Consider the following 14959-nt stretch of genomic DNA (forward strand, 5'->3'; position numbering starts at 1 on the left):
GGAGGTGTCGCCCGATCGGCCGGCGCCGGGCGCTCACGTGAGCGTGAATGCGCCGCGCACACCGGGACACCTCCTGTCGAGCGGTCCTCGTCAGACGATCTCGACCCGGTTCCCGTGGCCGTCCTTGGTGTGGAAGCGCCGGCGGCCCGGGATCGTCTCGTTGTCCCAGGTCACGGGATAGCCCAGGTCAGTCAGCCTCGTGGCCAGCGCGTCCAGGTCGTCGACGGCCAGAGCCGGATGCGCCTTCTTCGCCGGCGTGAACCCCTCCTCCACGCCGATGTGGATCTCCGCCGCGCCGGCCCGGAACCAGCACCCGCCGCGCGGCTTGAGCAGCTCCGGCTTCTCCACCTCGGTCATCCCGAGCGCGTCGCGGTAGAACGCTCGCGCCACGTCTTCGCCGCCCGGCGGGCACGAGACCTGCACATGATCGAGTCGCATCGTCAGCCCTTCTTCTGCGCGACCGCGAAGATCCGGCGGAACGGCAGCAGCGTCCCGTAGTCCTTCTGCGGATACGCCTCCGCCAGCCGCGCGCCGTACTCCGCCTCGAACCGCACCCGCACATCGTCCGGCAGCGACTGCAGCACCGGCCGAGCACCGGTCCCCTTCACCCACTCCAGCACGGCGTTGTCGCCGGACAGCAGGTGGAAGTACGTCGTCTCCCACGCGTCCACCACGCAGCCTTCGGCGCTGAGCGCGTCGACGTACTCCGCCGGACCGGGGACGTCGGGCCGCAGCGACGCGTCCTTCGCGTACTCGGCGTACGGCGGTGTGCCGGCCAACTCGCGCAGGATCGCGTGCGACGGCGCGTCACCGTTACCCGGGATCTGGATCGCCAGCCATCCGCCGGGGCGCAGCGCCCGGACGAACCCGGGCAGCAGGTCGAGCTGCTCGGGCACCCATTGCAGCGTCGCGTTGGTGACGATCACGTCGATGTCCGCCCCGCTCCACTCGCGGACGTCGCCGAGCTCGAAGCTCAGCTGATCGTCGGCGTACTGCGCGGCGGCCTCGAGCATCTGCGGGGAGCTGTCGACGCCGCGGATCCGGGCCTCCGGCCAGACCTGACGCAGCGTCGCGGTCAACGCGCCGGGCCCGCACCCGAGGTCGACCACGGACCGTACGCCGGTCGCCCGGACCCGCTCGACCAGGTCCCGGAACGGCCGGGCGCGCTCGTCGGCGTACGTGCCGTACTGCTCGGGACTCCACACCGGTGACGTGCGCATGGGATGCACCTCTCTGCTGCAATTTATCTTGATGTCGAGATACTCTAACCTCGGCACTTGTCTTGATGTCAAGAGTCTTGATGAGTACTCTCGACCCATGGAGGACGAGGTCGATCGGCTGATCGAGGCCTGGCGGCGCGAGCGCCCCGACCTCGACGTGGCGCCGATGCAGGTGCTGTCCCGGGTCAGCCGGCTGGCGCGGCACCTCGACCGGGCCCGCAGCCAGGCGTTCGGCAGCCACGGCCTGGAGTCGTGGGAGTTCGACGTCCTCACAGCACTCCGCCGGGCGGGTACGCCGTACCAACTGTCTCCCGGCCGGCTGCTCAAGGAAACCCTGGTCACGTCCGGCACGATGACGAACCGGGTGGACCGGCTGGCAGCCCGCGGCCTGGTCGAGCGCCTCCCGGACCCGAACGACCGCCGCGGCGTGCTCGTACAACTGACCCCCGCCGGCCGCGACAAGGTCGACGCCGCGATGGCCGACCTGCTCGCCCACGAGCGCACGCTGCTCGGCGGCCTCAGCGACCGCGACCAGCAGAAGATCGCCCGCGCACTGCGGGAACTGGTCCGCCCGTTCGACCTCGAAAAGCACTGAAAACAACCGGTCGGTAACCACCCGGAAAGCGGCGCGTTCGTATGGACAAAGCCCGGCCGAAATAACGCCGGAATTATCCGAAAAGACGACCCGTCACTTCCACCCCGCCCCGATCGTTGCTAGTTGCAACGAGATCGAGAGATTGCTGTAGCCGTCGACTATCGACACTGGCTGGGCCCACTACTAGGGTCGTCACCGTCGGTGGCTGATCGACTACAAAATGTCAGAACACGGTGACTTCGGCGGCAAGAGGTGGTCCGCCGAAAGTGGCCGCGCGGTGTCCGGGGCTCGGGGCCCGAACAACGCCGGCCGGCACGGGGCCCGCTCACCCAGGAGCTCGGCGCACCCCTCCGAATCACAGGGGATCGGAGGGGGCGCCGCGGCTCGCATGCCCTGCTGTTGCACGCGGAAACCCTGCTCCTCGGCGGGTTCCGGGGCTCAGCTACTCGGCGCGCTCCGCCGCTTCGAACCAGGCGGTTTCCAGTTCGCCGCGCTCGTCGGCGAGCTTACGCAGCTCGGCGTCCAGTTCGGCGAGCCGCTCGTAGTCACTCGCACTCGCGGCCAGCTGGTCGTGCAGCTTCGCCTCGGCCTCGGTGAGCTTGCTGAGCTGCCGCTCGATCCGGTTCAGCTCCTTCTTCGCCGCCCGGGCCGCTGCCGCGTCAGCGATCGGACTTTCAATCACTTGACCATTTTCCGCGGCCGCCGAATTGCTGGACATCCCGCCGGCCGGTGTCAACGCATTTGACGCCGCCCGCCGCGGAATTCCGGCGGCGAGTTCCTGGAGATACTGCTCGACACCGCGCGGCAGATGCCGGACCCGGCCGTCGCCCATGATCGCGTAAACCATGTCGCTGACCCGCTCCAGGAAGTACCGGTCGTGGGTGACGGTGACGACGACGCCCGGCCAGCTGTCGAGGAAATCCTCCAGCACGGTCAGCGTCTCGACGTCCAGGTCGTTGGTCGGCTCGTCCAGGATCAGCACGTTCGGTTCGTCGAGCAGGATCCGCAGCAGTTGCAGCCGGCGCCGCTCACCGCCGGACAGGTCCGAGATCCGGGTCGTCAGCTTGTCACCGGTGAACCCGAACCGCTCGAGCAGCTGCGACGACGTCAGCTCACCGCCCCGCCCGGCCAGCGCCGCCGTCCGGCGGATCGCGGTGATGTGGTCGAGGACGGTGACCGTGCCGTCGACCTCGTCGAGGGTCTGCGACAGGTTCGCGATCCGGACCGTCTTGCCCTGCTTCACCCGGCCGCGGTCCGGCGCGAGCTGCCCGGTGAGGACCTTGAGGAACGTGGTCTTGCCGGCGCCGTTCGGCCCGAGCAGCCCGATCCGGTCGGCCGGGCCGAGCCGGAACGTGACGTGGTCGAGCATCGTCCGCGCCCCGAAGCTGAGGCTCACGTCCTCGACGTCGAAGACGTCCTTGCCGAGCCGCGCGGTCGCCAGCTGCGACAGCGCGAGCTTGTCCCGCGGCGGCGGCACGTCGGCGATCAGCGCGTTCGCGGCCTCGATCCGGAACTTGGGCTTGCTGGTCCGAGCCGGCGCGCCCCGGCGCAGCCAGGCGAGCTCCTTCTGCAGGAGATTCTGCCGCTTGGTCTCGGTGACCTGCGCGGTCCGGGCCCGCTCGGCCTTGGCGAGCACGTACGCCGCGTACCCGCCGTCGTACGACGTGACGCGGCCGCCCTGCACCTCCCAGGTGTCGGTGCAGACCGCGTCCAGGAACCAGCGGTCGTGGGTGACCACGATCAGCGCGCCCGCCCGGTCCACGACGTGCTCGGCGAGCCAGCTGACCGCCTCGATGTCGAGGTGGTTGGTCGGCTCGTCGAGGATCAGCAGATCGACCTCGGTCAGCAGCAGCCTGGCGAGCGACGCCCGCCGGCGCTCACCACCACTCAGGCTGCCGACGCGTGCCTGGTGGTCGACCTCACCGAGCAGATGCTCCATCACCGAGCGTGCCCGCGGATCGGCCGCCCAGGTGTAGGTCTCGACGTCGCCGAGGACCGCGTGCAGCACGGTCTGGTCCGGGTCGAGGTCGTCGCTCTGCCCGAGATATCCGAGCCTGAGGTCGCGGTTGTGGGTGATCCGGCCGCCATCGGGCTCCGCACGCCGGGCGAGGACCTGCAGGAGCGTCGACTTGCCGTCGCCGTTGCGCCCGACCACGCCGATCCGCTCACCACGGCCTACGCCGAGACTGACCGAGTCGAGCAGTGTGCGGGTCCCGAAGCCCTTCGAAACAGCTTCCAGATTGACCAAGTTAGGTGCCGCCATAACGCGCCCAAGGGTAGCTGACCGCGGAACCCGTGCCAGGATCGTCCAGGTGCTGACCTCCGCCTGGCTCGACGGCCTGTCCCTCGGCGACCCGATCGCCGCCGATCCGCTCGAAGGCGGGTACGCCAGCAGGACGTTCCGGGTGCGGACGTCGCGGGGCGAATCGGTGGTCGTGAAGACCCAGGACAACCTGCCCGAGGACCTGTACGCGCTGGAAGCCGACGGCCTCGACGCGCTCCGGGCACCCGGCGGGTTCGCCGTCCCCGAGGTGCTCCGCGTGACGCCCTCGTACATCGTCCTGTCCGACCTCGGTACGGCGGAACCGTCGCCGACGTACTGGGAGGACGCCGGGCGGGCGCTGGCGGTGCAGCACCAGCAGACCGCGGACAAGTTCGGGTACCACCAGGACAACTACCTGGGCACGCTGCCCCAGCGGAACCCGTGGACGAGCGACGGGCACGCGTTCTTCGCCGAGCACCGGCTCCTGCGCTACCTGGAGGAGCCGAACTGCCACAACCAGCTCCCCGCCGACGATCGCCGCCGCCTCGAGCGCATCGCCGGCAACCTGGTCGACCTCGTGCCCGCCCAGCCCCCGTCCCTGCTCCACGGCGACCTGTGGCACGGCAACCTGCTGCCCGCGGGCGACGGCGGCCCCGGGATGATCGACCCGGCCGTCCACTACGGCTGGCCCGAGGCGGACATCGCCACGCTCCTCATCTACGGCCAGCTGTCCGAGACGTTCTTCGACGCCTACGAGGAAGTCCATCCCCTCGCTCCCGGCTGGCGCACCCGCCTTCTCCTCCTGCACCTCCGGGAGCTCCTCTGCATCACAGCCCACTGGCCCGACCGGGCCGAAACCGTCACCGAGATCTCGGCGATCCTCAAGCAGTACGCCTGACCCCAGCTCACGACTGGTTGAGGTGCAGGACGTACTGCTTCTCGTTGAGGGGGTTGCCGTCCGTGCGCCTGCGGATCGGGGCGGGGCCGGAGACCGGGGTGTAGGTGTGGAAGGACGTGGTGAGGAGGCCTTCGCCGTGGGTGAGGGTGGGGATCTGGGACTCGAAGGCGTGCGTGGTCGCCGCCGGAATCGTGCCTTCCAGGTGGGAGTCGGTCGCCTGGCTGAGGACGCCGCGATGCTCGGCGACGTGGGCCAGGACGCGCGAGACGGTGTCCGGCGGGACGTCGAGCTCGAAGTGGTTCACCGGCTCGAGGACCGTCGTACCGGCCTCGGCGATCGCTTGCATCAGGATGACCGGCACCAGCCTGCGGAAATCGGCCGCCGCCGTACCCGCGCTGTCGTACGCCGTATGCGTCAGCGCGACCCGGATGTCCGGGATCTCCCACCCGAACAGCCCCTGGTGAAGCGTCTGCCGGACCGTCTCCTCGATCGCGGTGTGGAACGCCCGCGGCAGCCCGCCGAGCTCCACCTCCAGGGTGTACTCGAGCCCGTTGCCGCCCGGTGAGACCCGGAAGCCGACACCGGCCAGCCACGGCCCCTCGGTGATCTCGCGGGTCGCCGCGCCGACGCCGATCAGCCGCTCGACGTGGATCGGCGTCGTCTCGCTGAAGCTGACCTGGACGCCGTACTCCGACTCCAGCAGCGACGCGATCACCTCCTTCTGCACCTCGCCGTACAGGCTCACGGTCAGCTCGTCGGCCTTCCGGACCCGGATCAGCGGGTCCTGCTCGGCGAGCTGCGTCAGCGCCTGGAACAGCTTCACCCGGTCCCGCGCGCTCACCACGGTCTCCAGCGTCGGCGGCGCGAACAGCCGCCCGACCTGCGCCGTCCGGACCCCGAGCTGGTCGCCGATCCGGATGCTCTTCAGCCCCCGCAGCGCGACGATCTGCCCGGCCTCGACCCGCTCGACGGACCGACGCGCGCCGTTCGCGAACACCTCGACCACGCTCGGCCGCACCTGGTACTCCGGGCCGTCCACGGGGTGCACCGCGACCGGCGTCCGCGCGGCCAGCGTCCCGCTGACCACCCGCGCCGACGCGACCTTCTGGCCCGCCGCGCCGCGCTCGACCTTGAACACCCGTGCCCGCAGCTCGTCGCCCGGCGATCCAGTTGCGCGCGGCAACCATGTGCGGATCCCCTCGATCAGCTCCGGTACGCCGGTGCCGGTCATCGCCGACCCGAAGTACACCGGGTGCACCTGCGCGGCCCCGACCTGCCGGCGCAGCTCGGCCGCCTGGTCCACCGCGGCGTCCTCGAGATACGACTCCAGGAACGAGTCGTTGCGCTCGGCAAGAATCTCGGCGAGCTCCGGGCGCTGCACCGTCAGCAGTTCCACGGAGGCCGTGCGGGTCCCCAGGTCGGTGACGGTCGCCATCGGTACGGCGGACGGGGTCAGCAGCCGCCGGATGTCGGCGAGCAACTCGTCGTACCGCGCGCCGACCCGGTCGATCTTGTTCACGAACAGCAGCGTCGGGATCCGCAGCCGGAGCAGCGTGCGCATCAGCAGCCGCGTCTGCGGCTGGACGCCCTCGACCGCGGACAGCACCAGCACCGCGCCGTCCAGGACGGACAGGGCGCGCTCGACCTCGGCGATGAAATCCGAGTGTCCGGGCGTGTCGATCAGGTTCACCGGCAGGTCGCCGAGCGCGAACGACACCACCGCCGAGCGGATCGTGATACCCCGTTTCCGCTCGAGATCCATCGAGTCGGTCTGCGTGTTCCCGTCGTCGACCCGACCGACCCGGTCGATCACGCCGGCGGCGTACAGCAGCCGCTCGGTCAGGCTGGTCTTACCGGCGTCGACATGCGCCACAATACCCATCGTCAGAGAGTTCAAGAGTCCTCGCGAATGCGTCGAAGCGATCAGTACCCATGGGGTGGATCGATCCGCGGCGCATCCCGGTCTCCTGTCTGTCGATGAGGACTCCCGGACGGTAACACCGTCCGGGCCCGGGGACGAGCGAATTTCTAGCGGCTGATGATGGCCGGCAGGATCCGGGCGCCCGGCACCGGGCCCTCGGCCTGGCGGACCATGCGGCAGCGGCCGGACTCGGCGAGTTCGACGGCCAGGTCGACGGCGCTGCGGCTGTCGGCGGCGAGGAAGAGGCAGGTCGGGCCGGAGCCCGAGACCTGAGCGGCCAGCGCGCCCTGGTCGAGGCCGAACTGGAGCGTGTCGCCCAGCTCCGGCCGCAGCGACAGCGCGGCCGCCTGAAGGTCGTTGCTGAGCGCAACGGCGAGTGCGCCGGGCTGACCGGACAGCAGCGCCGACATCAGCTCCGGTCGGACCTGCGGCGCCTCGACGCGCCGCAACGGGCGCATCCGGTCCAGCTCGCGGTACACCTCCGGTGTGGACAGCCCGCCGTCGGCGATCGCGAACACCCAGTGGAACGTCCCGCGGGACATCACCTCGGTGACCTGCTCGCCGCGCCCCTGGCCGAGCGCCGTGTGGCCGACCAGGCAGAACGGAACGTCGCTGCCGAGCTCGGCGGCGTGGTGCTGCAGCTCGGTCTGGGTCAGCTGCAGGCCCCACAGCCGGTTGCACGCCACCAGCGTCGCCGCGGCGTCGGTCGATCCGCCGGCCATCCCGCCGGCCACCGGGATCGTCTTGCGGATCGTCAGGTCGACACCCTCGTCGACGTCGTACTCCGCCTGCAGCAACTGTGCCGCCCGGACCGCCAGGTTCGTCTCGTCGGTCGGTACGTCGTCCGCGAAGTCCCCGGCGATCTCGACCGAGATCCCGCCGTCGTCGTCGCGCACGACCGCGGTCACGTCGTCGTAGAGGGCAACGGCCTGGTACACCGTGGCGACCGGGTGGAACCCGTCCGGTCGCGGCGGACCGACCGACAGACCCAGATTGATCTTGGCCGGCGCCCGCACCGTGACCTCAGCAGAAGGTGGCACGTCGGACAGGCTAGTGCCTCACCCAGTCCGTGCCGCACCGGCGAGGGTCGCGAACTCTGTGATCCCCAGCATCTCGCCGCGCACCCGCGGGTCGATCCCGGCGGCGGCGAGCGCCTCGTCGAGGCGTTCGCGGTCCGGCATCCAGCGGGCCAGCGCGGACCGGATCGTCTTGCGCCGCTGCGAGAACGCGGCCTCGATCACCGCGAACACCTCCTCGCGGCTCGCCGCCGTCACCGGCGGGTCCCGGCGCTCGAACGCGACCAGCCCGGAGTCCACATTCGGTGCCGGCCAGAACACGTTCCGCCCGATCGGCCCGGCGCGCCGCACGTCGGCGTACCAGGCGGCCTTCGCCGACGGGACGCCGTACGTCCGCGAGCCCGGCCCGGCGGCCAGCCGGTCCGCGACCTCGGACTGCACCATCACCAGACCGTGCCGCAGCGAGTCCGAGACCTCGAGCAGATGCAGCAGCACCGGGACGGCGACGTTGTACGGCAGGTTCGCCACGCAGGCGGTCGGCGCACCGATCTCGGCCGGGCCGACATCCATCGCGTCCGCCTCGACCACGCTCAGGCGATCGGCCTGCTGCGGCGCGTACGACGCGACGGTCGACGGCAGCGCCCGCGCGAGCAGCGGGTCGATCTCGACCGCGGTGACCCGGTGACCGTCCGCGAGCAGCGCCAGCGTCAGCGACCCGAGCCCCGGCCCGATCTCCAGCACGGTCTCGCCGGCGGACAGCTCCGCGGCCCGGACGATCCGGCGGACCGTGTTCGGGTCGATGACGAAGTTCTGGCCGCGCTGCTTCGTCGGGCGGACCCCGAGCGAGGCGGCCAGTGAACGCACATCAGCCGGACCGAGCAGTCTCGGTCCGGCTGAGGTGGATGAATCCGACGAGGTCACCCCGTCAGTCTTTCACTACGCGCGCTTGCCACACACCGGCCACGCGCCGTAGCCGCCGCGGTCGGCCTTGACCTTCTCCGCGATCGCGATCTGCTGCGCCTTCGACGCACCGTTGGCGTTGTTGGCGTACGCCGTACCGCCGTAGGCCGCCCAGGTGCCGTGGTCGAACTGCAGACCGCCGTAGTACCCGTTGCCGCTGTCGATCGACCAGTTGCCGCCGGACTCGCACTCGGCGATCCGGTCCCAGGCGCTCGTGTCACCGGTCGACGGCGTGTCCGTCTCGGTGGTGACCGTGGGCTCCTCCGGCTTCGGCTTGGTGCCGACCAGGATCTGCTCGTCGACCGCCTTGGTCACCAGCTTCGACCCCACGACCTTCGTGGTCGACAGCTTGCCGTCCAGGTAGGTGTACAGGTACGTCACGGCCTTGGAGCCGTTGGCGCCCTTGACGGTGGTCTTCTTGGTGCCGACCTCGAGCGTCGCCGACTTGGTCTCGTCGGTGCCGTGCGCGACCGCCTCGGTCTTGGTGACGGTCTTCTGCAGGACCTGCACGAAACCGACCTTGTTGACGCCGGCCTTCAGCGGGGTCGCGGCGGCCGGGGTGATCCGGTCGTCGGCGTCCCAGCGGAGCTTCGCCTCGGTCAGGGCCTGACCGACGGTGCCGGCCAGCGACTTGATCGTCACGGTCTTGCCCAGGTGCACGATCTGCACGGTCTTCGGCGTGGTGACGGTCAGCTCCAGCCCCTGGCGGCCCAGTGGCGCGCTCCGGCTGGTGGACAGCTGGGCCCCGTCGTACCGCAGACCCAGGTCGGCGAGCGCCTCGTTGACGCTGTCGGCCGTGGTCCAGTAGGCCTTCTTGGCGCCGTCGGCGTTCACGGTCAGCTGCCGCCCGTACTGCACGGCGATCTCCTGGCCGTCCTTCAGCTTGGAGTCCACACCGGGCGCGACGAGGTCGTGCTCACCGATCTGAACCTTCTCGGCCTTCAGGGCGTCTGCCACGGTGGAGCCGAAGGTGTGCACCTTCCGCACCTGGCCGTCGACGGAGAGGCTGACGGTCTTGCTCTTCGCGGCATACGCCGCGGAGCCACCCGCGACAGCAAACGCGGCCGTCGCACCGACGGCCACGATGATGGACTTACGCACTAACGCTCCCAGGTAGGGCTACCCGGGCACGGGGTGGGACAGCACAGGCCGATCACGAACGCCGGACTGGCTGCCCGGAGCCCCTGATCCCGCCGAGGGGTTGTGCCGTCCGGAATCTTCCCCGATCCCGGCCAACATCACGGGACCATAACGAAGAAGATGCGGAAGTGCCAATCCCCTGGTCGGCGAGTCGTAAAAAGGTGTAACGGGGCCCTTACACCGCGTGATGGCCCCACTGCCCCCGATGGACCACTTCGGCGGTCGTCCGGCGCCCCCGTTTCAGTGACGGCGAGCGCTTGTCCGGGGCCCGGTGACCGACCGACAGCACCCCGACCAGATCGAACCCGTCCGGGACCCCGAACTCCTTGAGCAACCGGCCCGCCTTGTCCGCGGGAGGCCCGAAAAAGCAGGCTCCCAGGCCTTCGTCGACGACCGTCTGCAACATCAGCAGCACCGCCATCCCGGTGTCGACGTACCAGTACGGCGCGGTCCAGCGACCCTCGTCGCGGTCGGTCCAGCCCTTGTCCGGTTCGGTGTACCGATCGAGGTACGCGTCCTTGTGCGCGAAGGCCAGGATCAGCAGCGGCGCGCGGCGCAGCCGTGTGATCCATTCCACATACTTCTCGTCCGGATCCTCGGCCGCGATCCCCCAGTACCGCTCGCGGTCCTCCCCCTCCAGCGTGAGGAACGCCCACCCCTGACTGAACCCACCCGACGGCGCCCGCAACCCGTTCTCCAGGATCCGCTCCCGCACCTCGGCGGAAACCGGCCGCTCCGCGTCATAGTTCCGCACCATCCGCCGCCGCCGCACAACCTCACTGAACTCCATGAGCCCTGTCTATCAGGCCCCTCAGCCGATCCCCGGCGTGCGCGGACCGGACGGCCGTCGCTGGGGCTGTTGCCCGCGGGAGCCGTCGGAGGGTGCCGATTGCGCAGGGTCGGTGACGCCTGCCGATCGGCTGGTCGCGCCGGCCGCCGGAGCCTGACCAGCTGTCGCGGCCCGTAGGCGTCTGAGGTCCGGCGGCAGGTGCTGCTGGGCCTGGCGAACAGCCTGAGTGCGCCGCGACGCCGGTCGGTTCGCTTGCTGCTGCGCACGTTGCGCGTTCTCGACGCGATACTTGCGTTCGATGCGATTGAGCTCGTGGTCCAGTTCGGCGACCGCGTTCTGGGCTGCTTTCAGGGATTCGGCAGACTTCTGCGCGTCTCCCAACGACTCGTCAGCCTCGACGGCGACCAGATCGGTGAGCGAGTCACGTAACGGAGCGACCAGCTCCTTCCGCACCTCGGCGCGATGCGCTTCGGGCATCAGCCCGGTCTTCACGAGGCGCTCGTCGATCACCAGGTCGACCGCGACGTTCCACCGTTGGAGGTCGTCGGCGCACATCAGCCTCTGGGTGACCTCGGCACTGGTCAACCCGCCGCGGCTCGCGAGGGCCTGGTCCAGATACCGGGCGGCCGGGGTGTACGCGGCGTATGCATCGTCGTTCGGCTGGGACAGTACCGCCACCTCGGCCTTCTCCAGCCCCGCGTCGGAGAAGACGTCGCGGACGATGTTGTCGAGGTTGCGATGGGTCCAGTGCTCGGTGCGGCCCTCGTTGAACGCCTCGGCCGCGGCGTCGTACGGATAGGCATCCGGCGCCTCCTCGTCGCCGTACCCGGCGACCAGGTGTGCGGCCTCGTGAGTCAGCGTCGCCATCGCCTCACGAAGGTCGAACGCCTCGTCGTCGGTCAACGGCCGATCGAGGTCGCGAGCCCTGCGCAGAGGCTCCAGAACGTTGGCGATCGAGAGCGAGAGGCTGCCGTCCTCCTCGGCCAAGCCGACGAAGTCCGGATCCTCCTCCGCGGCCACCCGCCCGTTCCAGCGCGTTCGAGCGGCACCGCCGACCCGCTGCTCGACCGCGTAGACCACCGCGGCCACCAGCCGGTACTCCCAGGAATCCGGCGGGACCTCGGCTTCGCCGGTCACGAGCCCGCGTCCTGGCTCTCGCGCCGCCGACGCTCGATCAGCCGCATCAAGGTCGAGTTCATCCGCAGGATCGTCATGGACTCGCGCCGGGGCGCCTGCCGGGCAAGTTCACCGATCTCGGCCTTCACGCGTTCGGCGTGGGCGATCTGGTCCGCGGCCGAGCCGTGGTCACTGAGCACCTGCGCCAACAGCGTGGAGGCACGCCAGTACTGCGGGCTGGTGCCCGGCTGCGGGCCGCTGATCAACTCGGGCAGCTTCCCCGCTCTGATCACCGCCAGCTCGCGGGACCGGTCGTCGGTGATCTGTTCCGCCAACGCCTTCAAGCGGTCGACCTCGGCGGCCACGGTGGCTTCGTCGGCCCCTTGCAGTGAGTCGGCAAGAGCGAGCACCTCTGCATCCACGTCGTCGTAGTCGACCATTACCAATGCCCTCCGAAGGCGCGGTTCGCGTTGTCGTTGAGGGCTGCGCAGAGTTCGGGGACGGAGATGTTGAGGACGTCGGCCATCTTGCGGACCGTGTGCGGGATCAGGTACGACGCGTTCGGCTTGCCGCGGTACGGCGACGGGGTCAGGTACGGGGCGTCGGTCTCGACGAGGATGCGGTCGAGAGGGGTGACGGCCAGGGCGTCGCGCAGGGACTGGGCGTTCTTGAACGTGACGACGCCGGCGAAGCTCAGGTACGCGCCGCGGTTCACGCACTCGCGGGCGAACTCGGTGTCGCCGGAGAAGCAGTGCATCACCAGCCGGTCCGGCACGCCTTCGCGGTCCAGGATGCGCAGGATGTCGTCGTGCGCGTCCCGGTCGTGGATCATCAGCGTCTTGTCCAGCCGCTTCGCCAGCTCGATGTGCGCGGCGAACGACTCGTGCTGCGCGGCCTGCCCGTCCTCCCCGGTGCGGAAGTAGTCCAGCCCGGTCTCGCCGATCACCCGGACCTTGTCCGAGCTCGACGCGAGCCGCTCGATCTCGGCCAGCGCGCTGTCCAGCTCGCCGGCCGCCTTCAGCTTCGGGGCCTCGTTCGGGTGCAGGGCGACGCCGGCGATCAGGTTCGGGTACTGCGCGGCGGCCTCGACCGCCCACGCCGCGCCCGGCAGGTCGCACCCCACCTGGACGATCCGGGTGACGCCGACCGACGACGCCAGCCGGATCGCCTCCGCCGGGCTCAGCCAGTCCCCGTCCTCGCCGTCGGCGATGTCGAGATGGCAGTGCGCGTCGACCACGCTCATCGGCAACGGATCCGGCACCGCCGGCCGGCTCCGGTCCCGGGACCGCCCGTCCTCCCCCACCGCAGCCCGTTCCCGAGTAGGCCTCTGCACACCGTCACCCATGCGAGCCAGATTACTGAGTCTCCTACCCCCGTCTTTCACCACTGGCGGGTTGCAGCACGCCAGCGGTGAAACAAGCTGCTACCGGTCAGCTGTCCACAGGCGGGAAATCGCCGGCGGATCGGCGGCCCGGACGCGGCATCTTCTGGGACGTGAATACAGAGCTGAGAAGGGTGGCTGCCGAGCGCGGTGGGTGGTTTGCCCGGCGAGACGCGATTGTTGCCGGGTACTCCGATGCCGATCTGCGCAGGTACGTCGCGTCCGGCCGCCTGATGCACATCACCCGCGGTGCGTATGCGGAGCGGGACGCCGTCGTCGAGGCGATGCCACCCTGGGAGCAGGCGGCTTGGCTTCATGTGTGTACTGCGCGAGCGGTGTACGAGCGTCTGGGCGGGCGGGGTGTGGTGAGCCATCAGTCAGCGTTGCTCCTGCACGGCGTACGGGTCTCTGAGCTGGACCTGCGCCGTGTGCACGTGACCCGGATGCTCGGTGCCGGCCGGTCCGGCGCTTCGGTGTGCCAGCATGCGGCCCGCCCGCCGGTGGATTCGGTGTGCGAGCTGGACGGCGTGAGAACGGTCCTTCCGGCGCGAGCCGTCGTCGAGACAATTCGTGCAACCGGTCGCGCGGTGGCGGTTTCGGTCGTGGACCAGGCGCTTCGGTTGCGGATCGCGACGCCGCAGCAGTTGCTGGACGCCCTCGCGCCGTTCGCCAGGCGCCGCGGTATCCGTACGGCCATCTGGGCGGTCCGATTCGGCGACGAACGGGCCGAGTCGGTCGGCGAGTCGCACCTCCGCGTACTTCTCGCAGAACTAGGCCTGCCGGCACCCCTGCCGCAGGCGGAGATCCGCGACGGTGACGGAGCGTTCGTGGCCCGGGTCGACTTCCTGTTCACGCAGTACGGCGTGATCGTCGAGTTCGACGGAGCGGTCAAGTACGGCGACCGGAACACCAAGGCGTTGATCGCCGAAAAGGTCCGCGAGGACCGCCTCCGCGACCTCGGCTACCAGGTCGTCCGCGTCACCCGAACCGATCTCTCAACCCCCGCAGCACTCCTCACCCGGCTCCGCAGAGCGATCGCTCGCTCTGGCCCACTGACGGGCTGTTTCACTGCTGGCGGGTTGTAGACCGCCAGCAGTGAAACAACCAGCCATTTGAGCGCTGCCTACGCTTCCGCTGCCTGCTTGACCTTGGCTACCAGCATCTCCCACATCTCTTGGGAGTGCTTGGCCTCGTCCTCGCTCGCGTTGTTGTCCTGCTCGAGTTTCAGGTGGGTGTCGCCGGTCAGGGTGTAGGTGAGGGTGTGGTAGTTCTCCGGTCTGTCGGCCTGGCCGGTGAGTGGGCTGAAGTGGGTGAGTTTCAGCAGGCGCCCGGGCTCGACCTCGAGGATCTCGCCCTTGTCCTGGTAGGGCTTGCCCTCCCAGTCGCCGGTCCAGGTGATCGGGCTGCCCACCTTCCAGTCCGTCTCCACCTCGGCGCCGAACCACAGCTTCTTCAGCTGGTCGGCACTCGTCAGCACGTCCCACACCCGCGCCGCCGGCGCGTCGATGTCGATCTCGGCCACGGCCACATACCCAGTCATCGTGAACTCCTCTCTCCCCCTGACCGTACGGTTCCCCGCCCGCATGCGCTTGGAGAAAAGCGACAGCCGGATCGTGCAGGAAGTCAGCATTCGGGGCCATGTCGCCGGGTGGGCGGCGG

At 69.8% G+C, this 14959-nt stretch carries 15 protein-coding genes; 3 read left to right on the forward strand and 12 right to left on the reverse strand.

Annotation, left to right across the window (positions count from 1 at the left end):
• Nucleotides 1-90: 90 nt before the first annotated feature.
• Nucleotides 91-438, reverse strand: coding sequence for a VOC family protein (locus ABZW60_RS15570; RefSeq protein WP_355477204.1), 348 nt, complete (start codon nucleotides 436-438; stop codon nucleotides 91-93).
• Between the two features lie 2 nt (nucleotides 439-440).
• Nucleotides 441-1220 carry a methyltransferase domain-containing protein gene (locus ABZW60_RS15575; RefSeq protein WP_355477206.1) on the reverse strand — a complete coding sequence of 260 codons (780 nt, stop codon included), beginning with the start codon at nucleotides 1218-1220 and terminating at the stop codon, nucleotides 441-443.
• 97 nt (nucleotides 1221-1317) lie between these two features.
• Here ABZW60_RS15575 and ABZW60_RS15580 point away from each other — a divergent pair, with 97 nt between their 5' ends.
• The gene (locus tag ABZW60_RS15580) at nucleotides 1318-1815 is read left to right on the forward strand and encodes a MarR family transcriptional regulator (protein ID WP_355477208.1); all 498 of its coding nucleotides are present in this window, start codon (nucleotides 1318-1320) and stop codon (nucleotides 1813-1815) included.
• Nucleotides 1816-2257: 442 nt separating this feature from the next.
• On the opposite strand, the gene ABZW60_RS15585 is transcribed toward ABZW60_RS15580, so the two are convergent.
• Nucleotides 2258-4078: an ABC-F family ATP-binding cassette domain-containing protein gene (locus ABZW60_RS15585; protein ID WP_355477210.1), complete on the reverse strand. Its 1821-nt coding sequence runs from the start codon at nucleotides 4076-4078 to the stop codon at nucleotides 2258-2260.
• A 49-nt stretch (nucleotides 4079-4127) separates the two neighbouring features.
• Between ABZW60_RS15585 and ABZW60_RS15590 the strand changes: the two genes are divergently transcribed.
• Entirely contained in the window at nucleotides 4128-4976 is an 849-nt protein-coding gene (locus ABZW60_RS15590; protein WP_355477212.1) for a fructosamine kinase family protein, read from the forward strand.
• 7 nt (nucleotides 4977-4983) lie between these two features.
• On the opposite strand, the gene ABZW60_RS15595 is transcribed toward ABZW60_RS15590, so the two are convergent.
• From ABZW60_RS15595 to ABZW60_RS15630, 8 genes are all read right to left on the reverse strand, one after another.
• Entirely contained in the window at nucleotides 4984-6858 is a 1875-nt protein-coding gene (locus tag ABZW60_RS15595; protein WP_355477214.1) for a translation factor GTPase family protein, read from the reverse strand.
• A gap of 146 nt (nucleotides 6859-7004) precedes the next feature.
• Nucleotides 7005-7937 carry a 4-(cytidine 5'-diphospho)-2-C-methyl-D-erythritol kinase gene (locus ABZW60_RS15600; RefSeq protein ID WP_355477216.1) on the reverse strand — a complete coding sequence of 311 codons (933 nt, stop codon included), beginning with the start codon at nucleotides 7935-7937 and terminating at the stop codon, nucleotides 7005-7007.
• An 18-nt stretch (nucleotides 7938-7955) separates the two neighbouring features.
• Nucleotides 7956-8777 carry a 16S rRNA (adenine(1518)-N(6)/adenine(1519)-N(6))-dimethyltransferase RsmA gene (gene rsmA, locus ABZW60_RS15605; RefSeq protein WP_355477217.1) on the reverse strand — a complete coding sequence of 274 codons (822 nt, stop codon included), beginning with the start codon at nucleotides 8775-8777 and terminating at the stop codon, nucleotides 7956-7958.
• Between the two features lie 72 nt (nucleotides 8778-8849).
• Nucleotides 8850-9974, reverse strand: a complete 1125-nt coding sequence (locus ABZW60_RS15610) for a transglycosylase family protein (protein WP_355477219.1) — start codon at nucleotides 9972-9974, stop codon at nucleotides 8850-8852.
• A 214-nt stretch (nucleotides 9975-10188) separates the two neighbouring features.
• Complete coding sequence (locus tag ABZW60_RS15615) at nucleotides 10189-10803, reverse strand: nitroreductase family protein (protein ID WP_355477221.1); 615 nt, start codon at nucleotides 10801-10803, stop codon at nucleotides 10189-10191.
• Nucleotides 10804-10824: 21 nt separating this feature from the next.
• A complete protein-coding gene (locus tag ABZW60_RS15620) occupies nucleotides 10825-11940 on the reverse strand; it encodes a hypothetical protein (protein WP_355477223.1) in 1116 nt (371 codons plus the stop codon).
• Nucleotides 11937-12359, reverse strand: a complete 423-nt coding sequence (locus tag ABZW60_RS15625; RefSeq protein ID WP_355477225.1) for a hypothetical protein — start codon at nucleotides 12357-12359, stop codon at nucleotides 11937-11939. The genes ABZW60_RS15620 and ABZW60_RS15625 overlap by 4 nt, the downstream gene beginning before the upstream one ends.
• Nucleotides 12359-13264: a TatD family hydrolase gene (locus ABZW60_RS15630; RefSeq protein ID WP_355477227.1), complete on the reverse strand. Its 906-nt coding sequence runs from the start codon at nucleotides 13262-13264 to the stop codon at nucleotides 12359-12361. Before ABZW60_RS15630 ends, ABZW60_RS15625 begins: the two co-directional genes overlap by 1 nt.
• 149 nt (nucleotides 13265-13413) lie before the next feature.
• Here ABZW60_RS15630 and ABZW60_RS15635 point away from each other — a divergent pair, with 149 nt between their 5' ends.
• Nucleotides 13414-14385 carry a type IV toxin-antitoxin system AbiEi family antitoxin domain-containing protein gene (locus ABZW60_RS15635; protein ID WP_355477228.1) on the forward strand — a complete coding sequence of 324 codons (972 nt, stop codon included), beginning with the start codon at nucleotides 13414-13416 and terminating at the stop codon, nucleotides 14383-14385.
• A gap of 38 nt (nucleotides 14386-14423) precedes the next feature.
• Here the strand turns inward: ABZW60_RS15635 and ABZW60_RS15640 are convergent, their stop codons facing one another.
• Entirely contained in the window at nucleotides 14424-14840 is a 417-nt protein-coding gene (locus tag ABZW60_RS15640; RefSeq protein WP_355477230.1) for an SRPBCC family protein, read from the reverse strand.
• Between the last annotated feature and the right edge of the window lie 119 nt (nucleotides 14841-14959).

The sequence above is a fragment of the Kribbella sp. NPDC003557 genome (assembly GCF_040610805.1).
Lineage (GTDB): Bacteria > Actinomycetota > Actinomycetes > Propionibacteriales > Kribbellaceae > Kribbella.

Coding starts and splice junctions, on each gene's coding strand:
- ABZW60_RS15570 (WP_355477204.1), bottom strand. CDS start 438: ATGCGACTCGATCATGTGCAGGTCTCGTGCCCGCCGGGCGGCGAAGAC.
- ABZW60_RS15575 (WP_355477206.1), bottom strand. CDS start 1,220: ATGCGCACGTCACCGGTGTGGAGTCCCGAGCAGTACGGCACGTACGCC.
- ABZW60_RS15580 (WP_355477208.1), top strand. CDS start 1,318: ATGGAGGACGAGGTCGATCGGCTGATCGAGGCCTGGCGGCGCGAGCGC.
- ABZW60_RS15585 (WP_355477210.1), bottom strand. CDS start 4,078: ATGGCGGCACCTAACTTGGTCAATCTGGAAGCTGTTTCGAAGGGCTTC.
- ABZW60_RS15595 (WP_355477214.1), bottom strand. CDS start 6,858: ATGGGTATTGTGGCGCATGTCGACGCCGGTAAGACCAGCCTGACCGAG.
- ABZW60_RS15615 (WP_355477221.1), bottom strand. CDS start 10,803: ATGGAGTTCAGTGAGGTTGTGCGGCGGCGGCGGATGGTGCGGAACTAT.
- ABZW60_RS15625 (WP_355477225.1), bottom strand. CDS start 12,359: ATGGTCGACTACGACGACGTGGATGCAGAGGTGCTCGCTCTTGCCGAC.
- ABZW60_RS15630 (WP_355477227.1), bottom strand. CDS start 13,264: ATGGGTGACGGTGTGCAGAGGCCTACTCGGGAACGGGCTGCGGTGGGG.
- ABZW60_RS15640 (WP_355477230.1), bottom strand. CDS start 14,840: ATGACTGGGTATGTGGCCGTGGCCGAGATCGACATCGACGCGCCGGCG.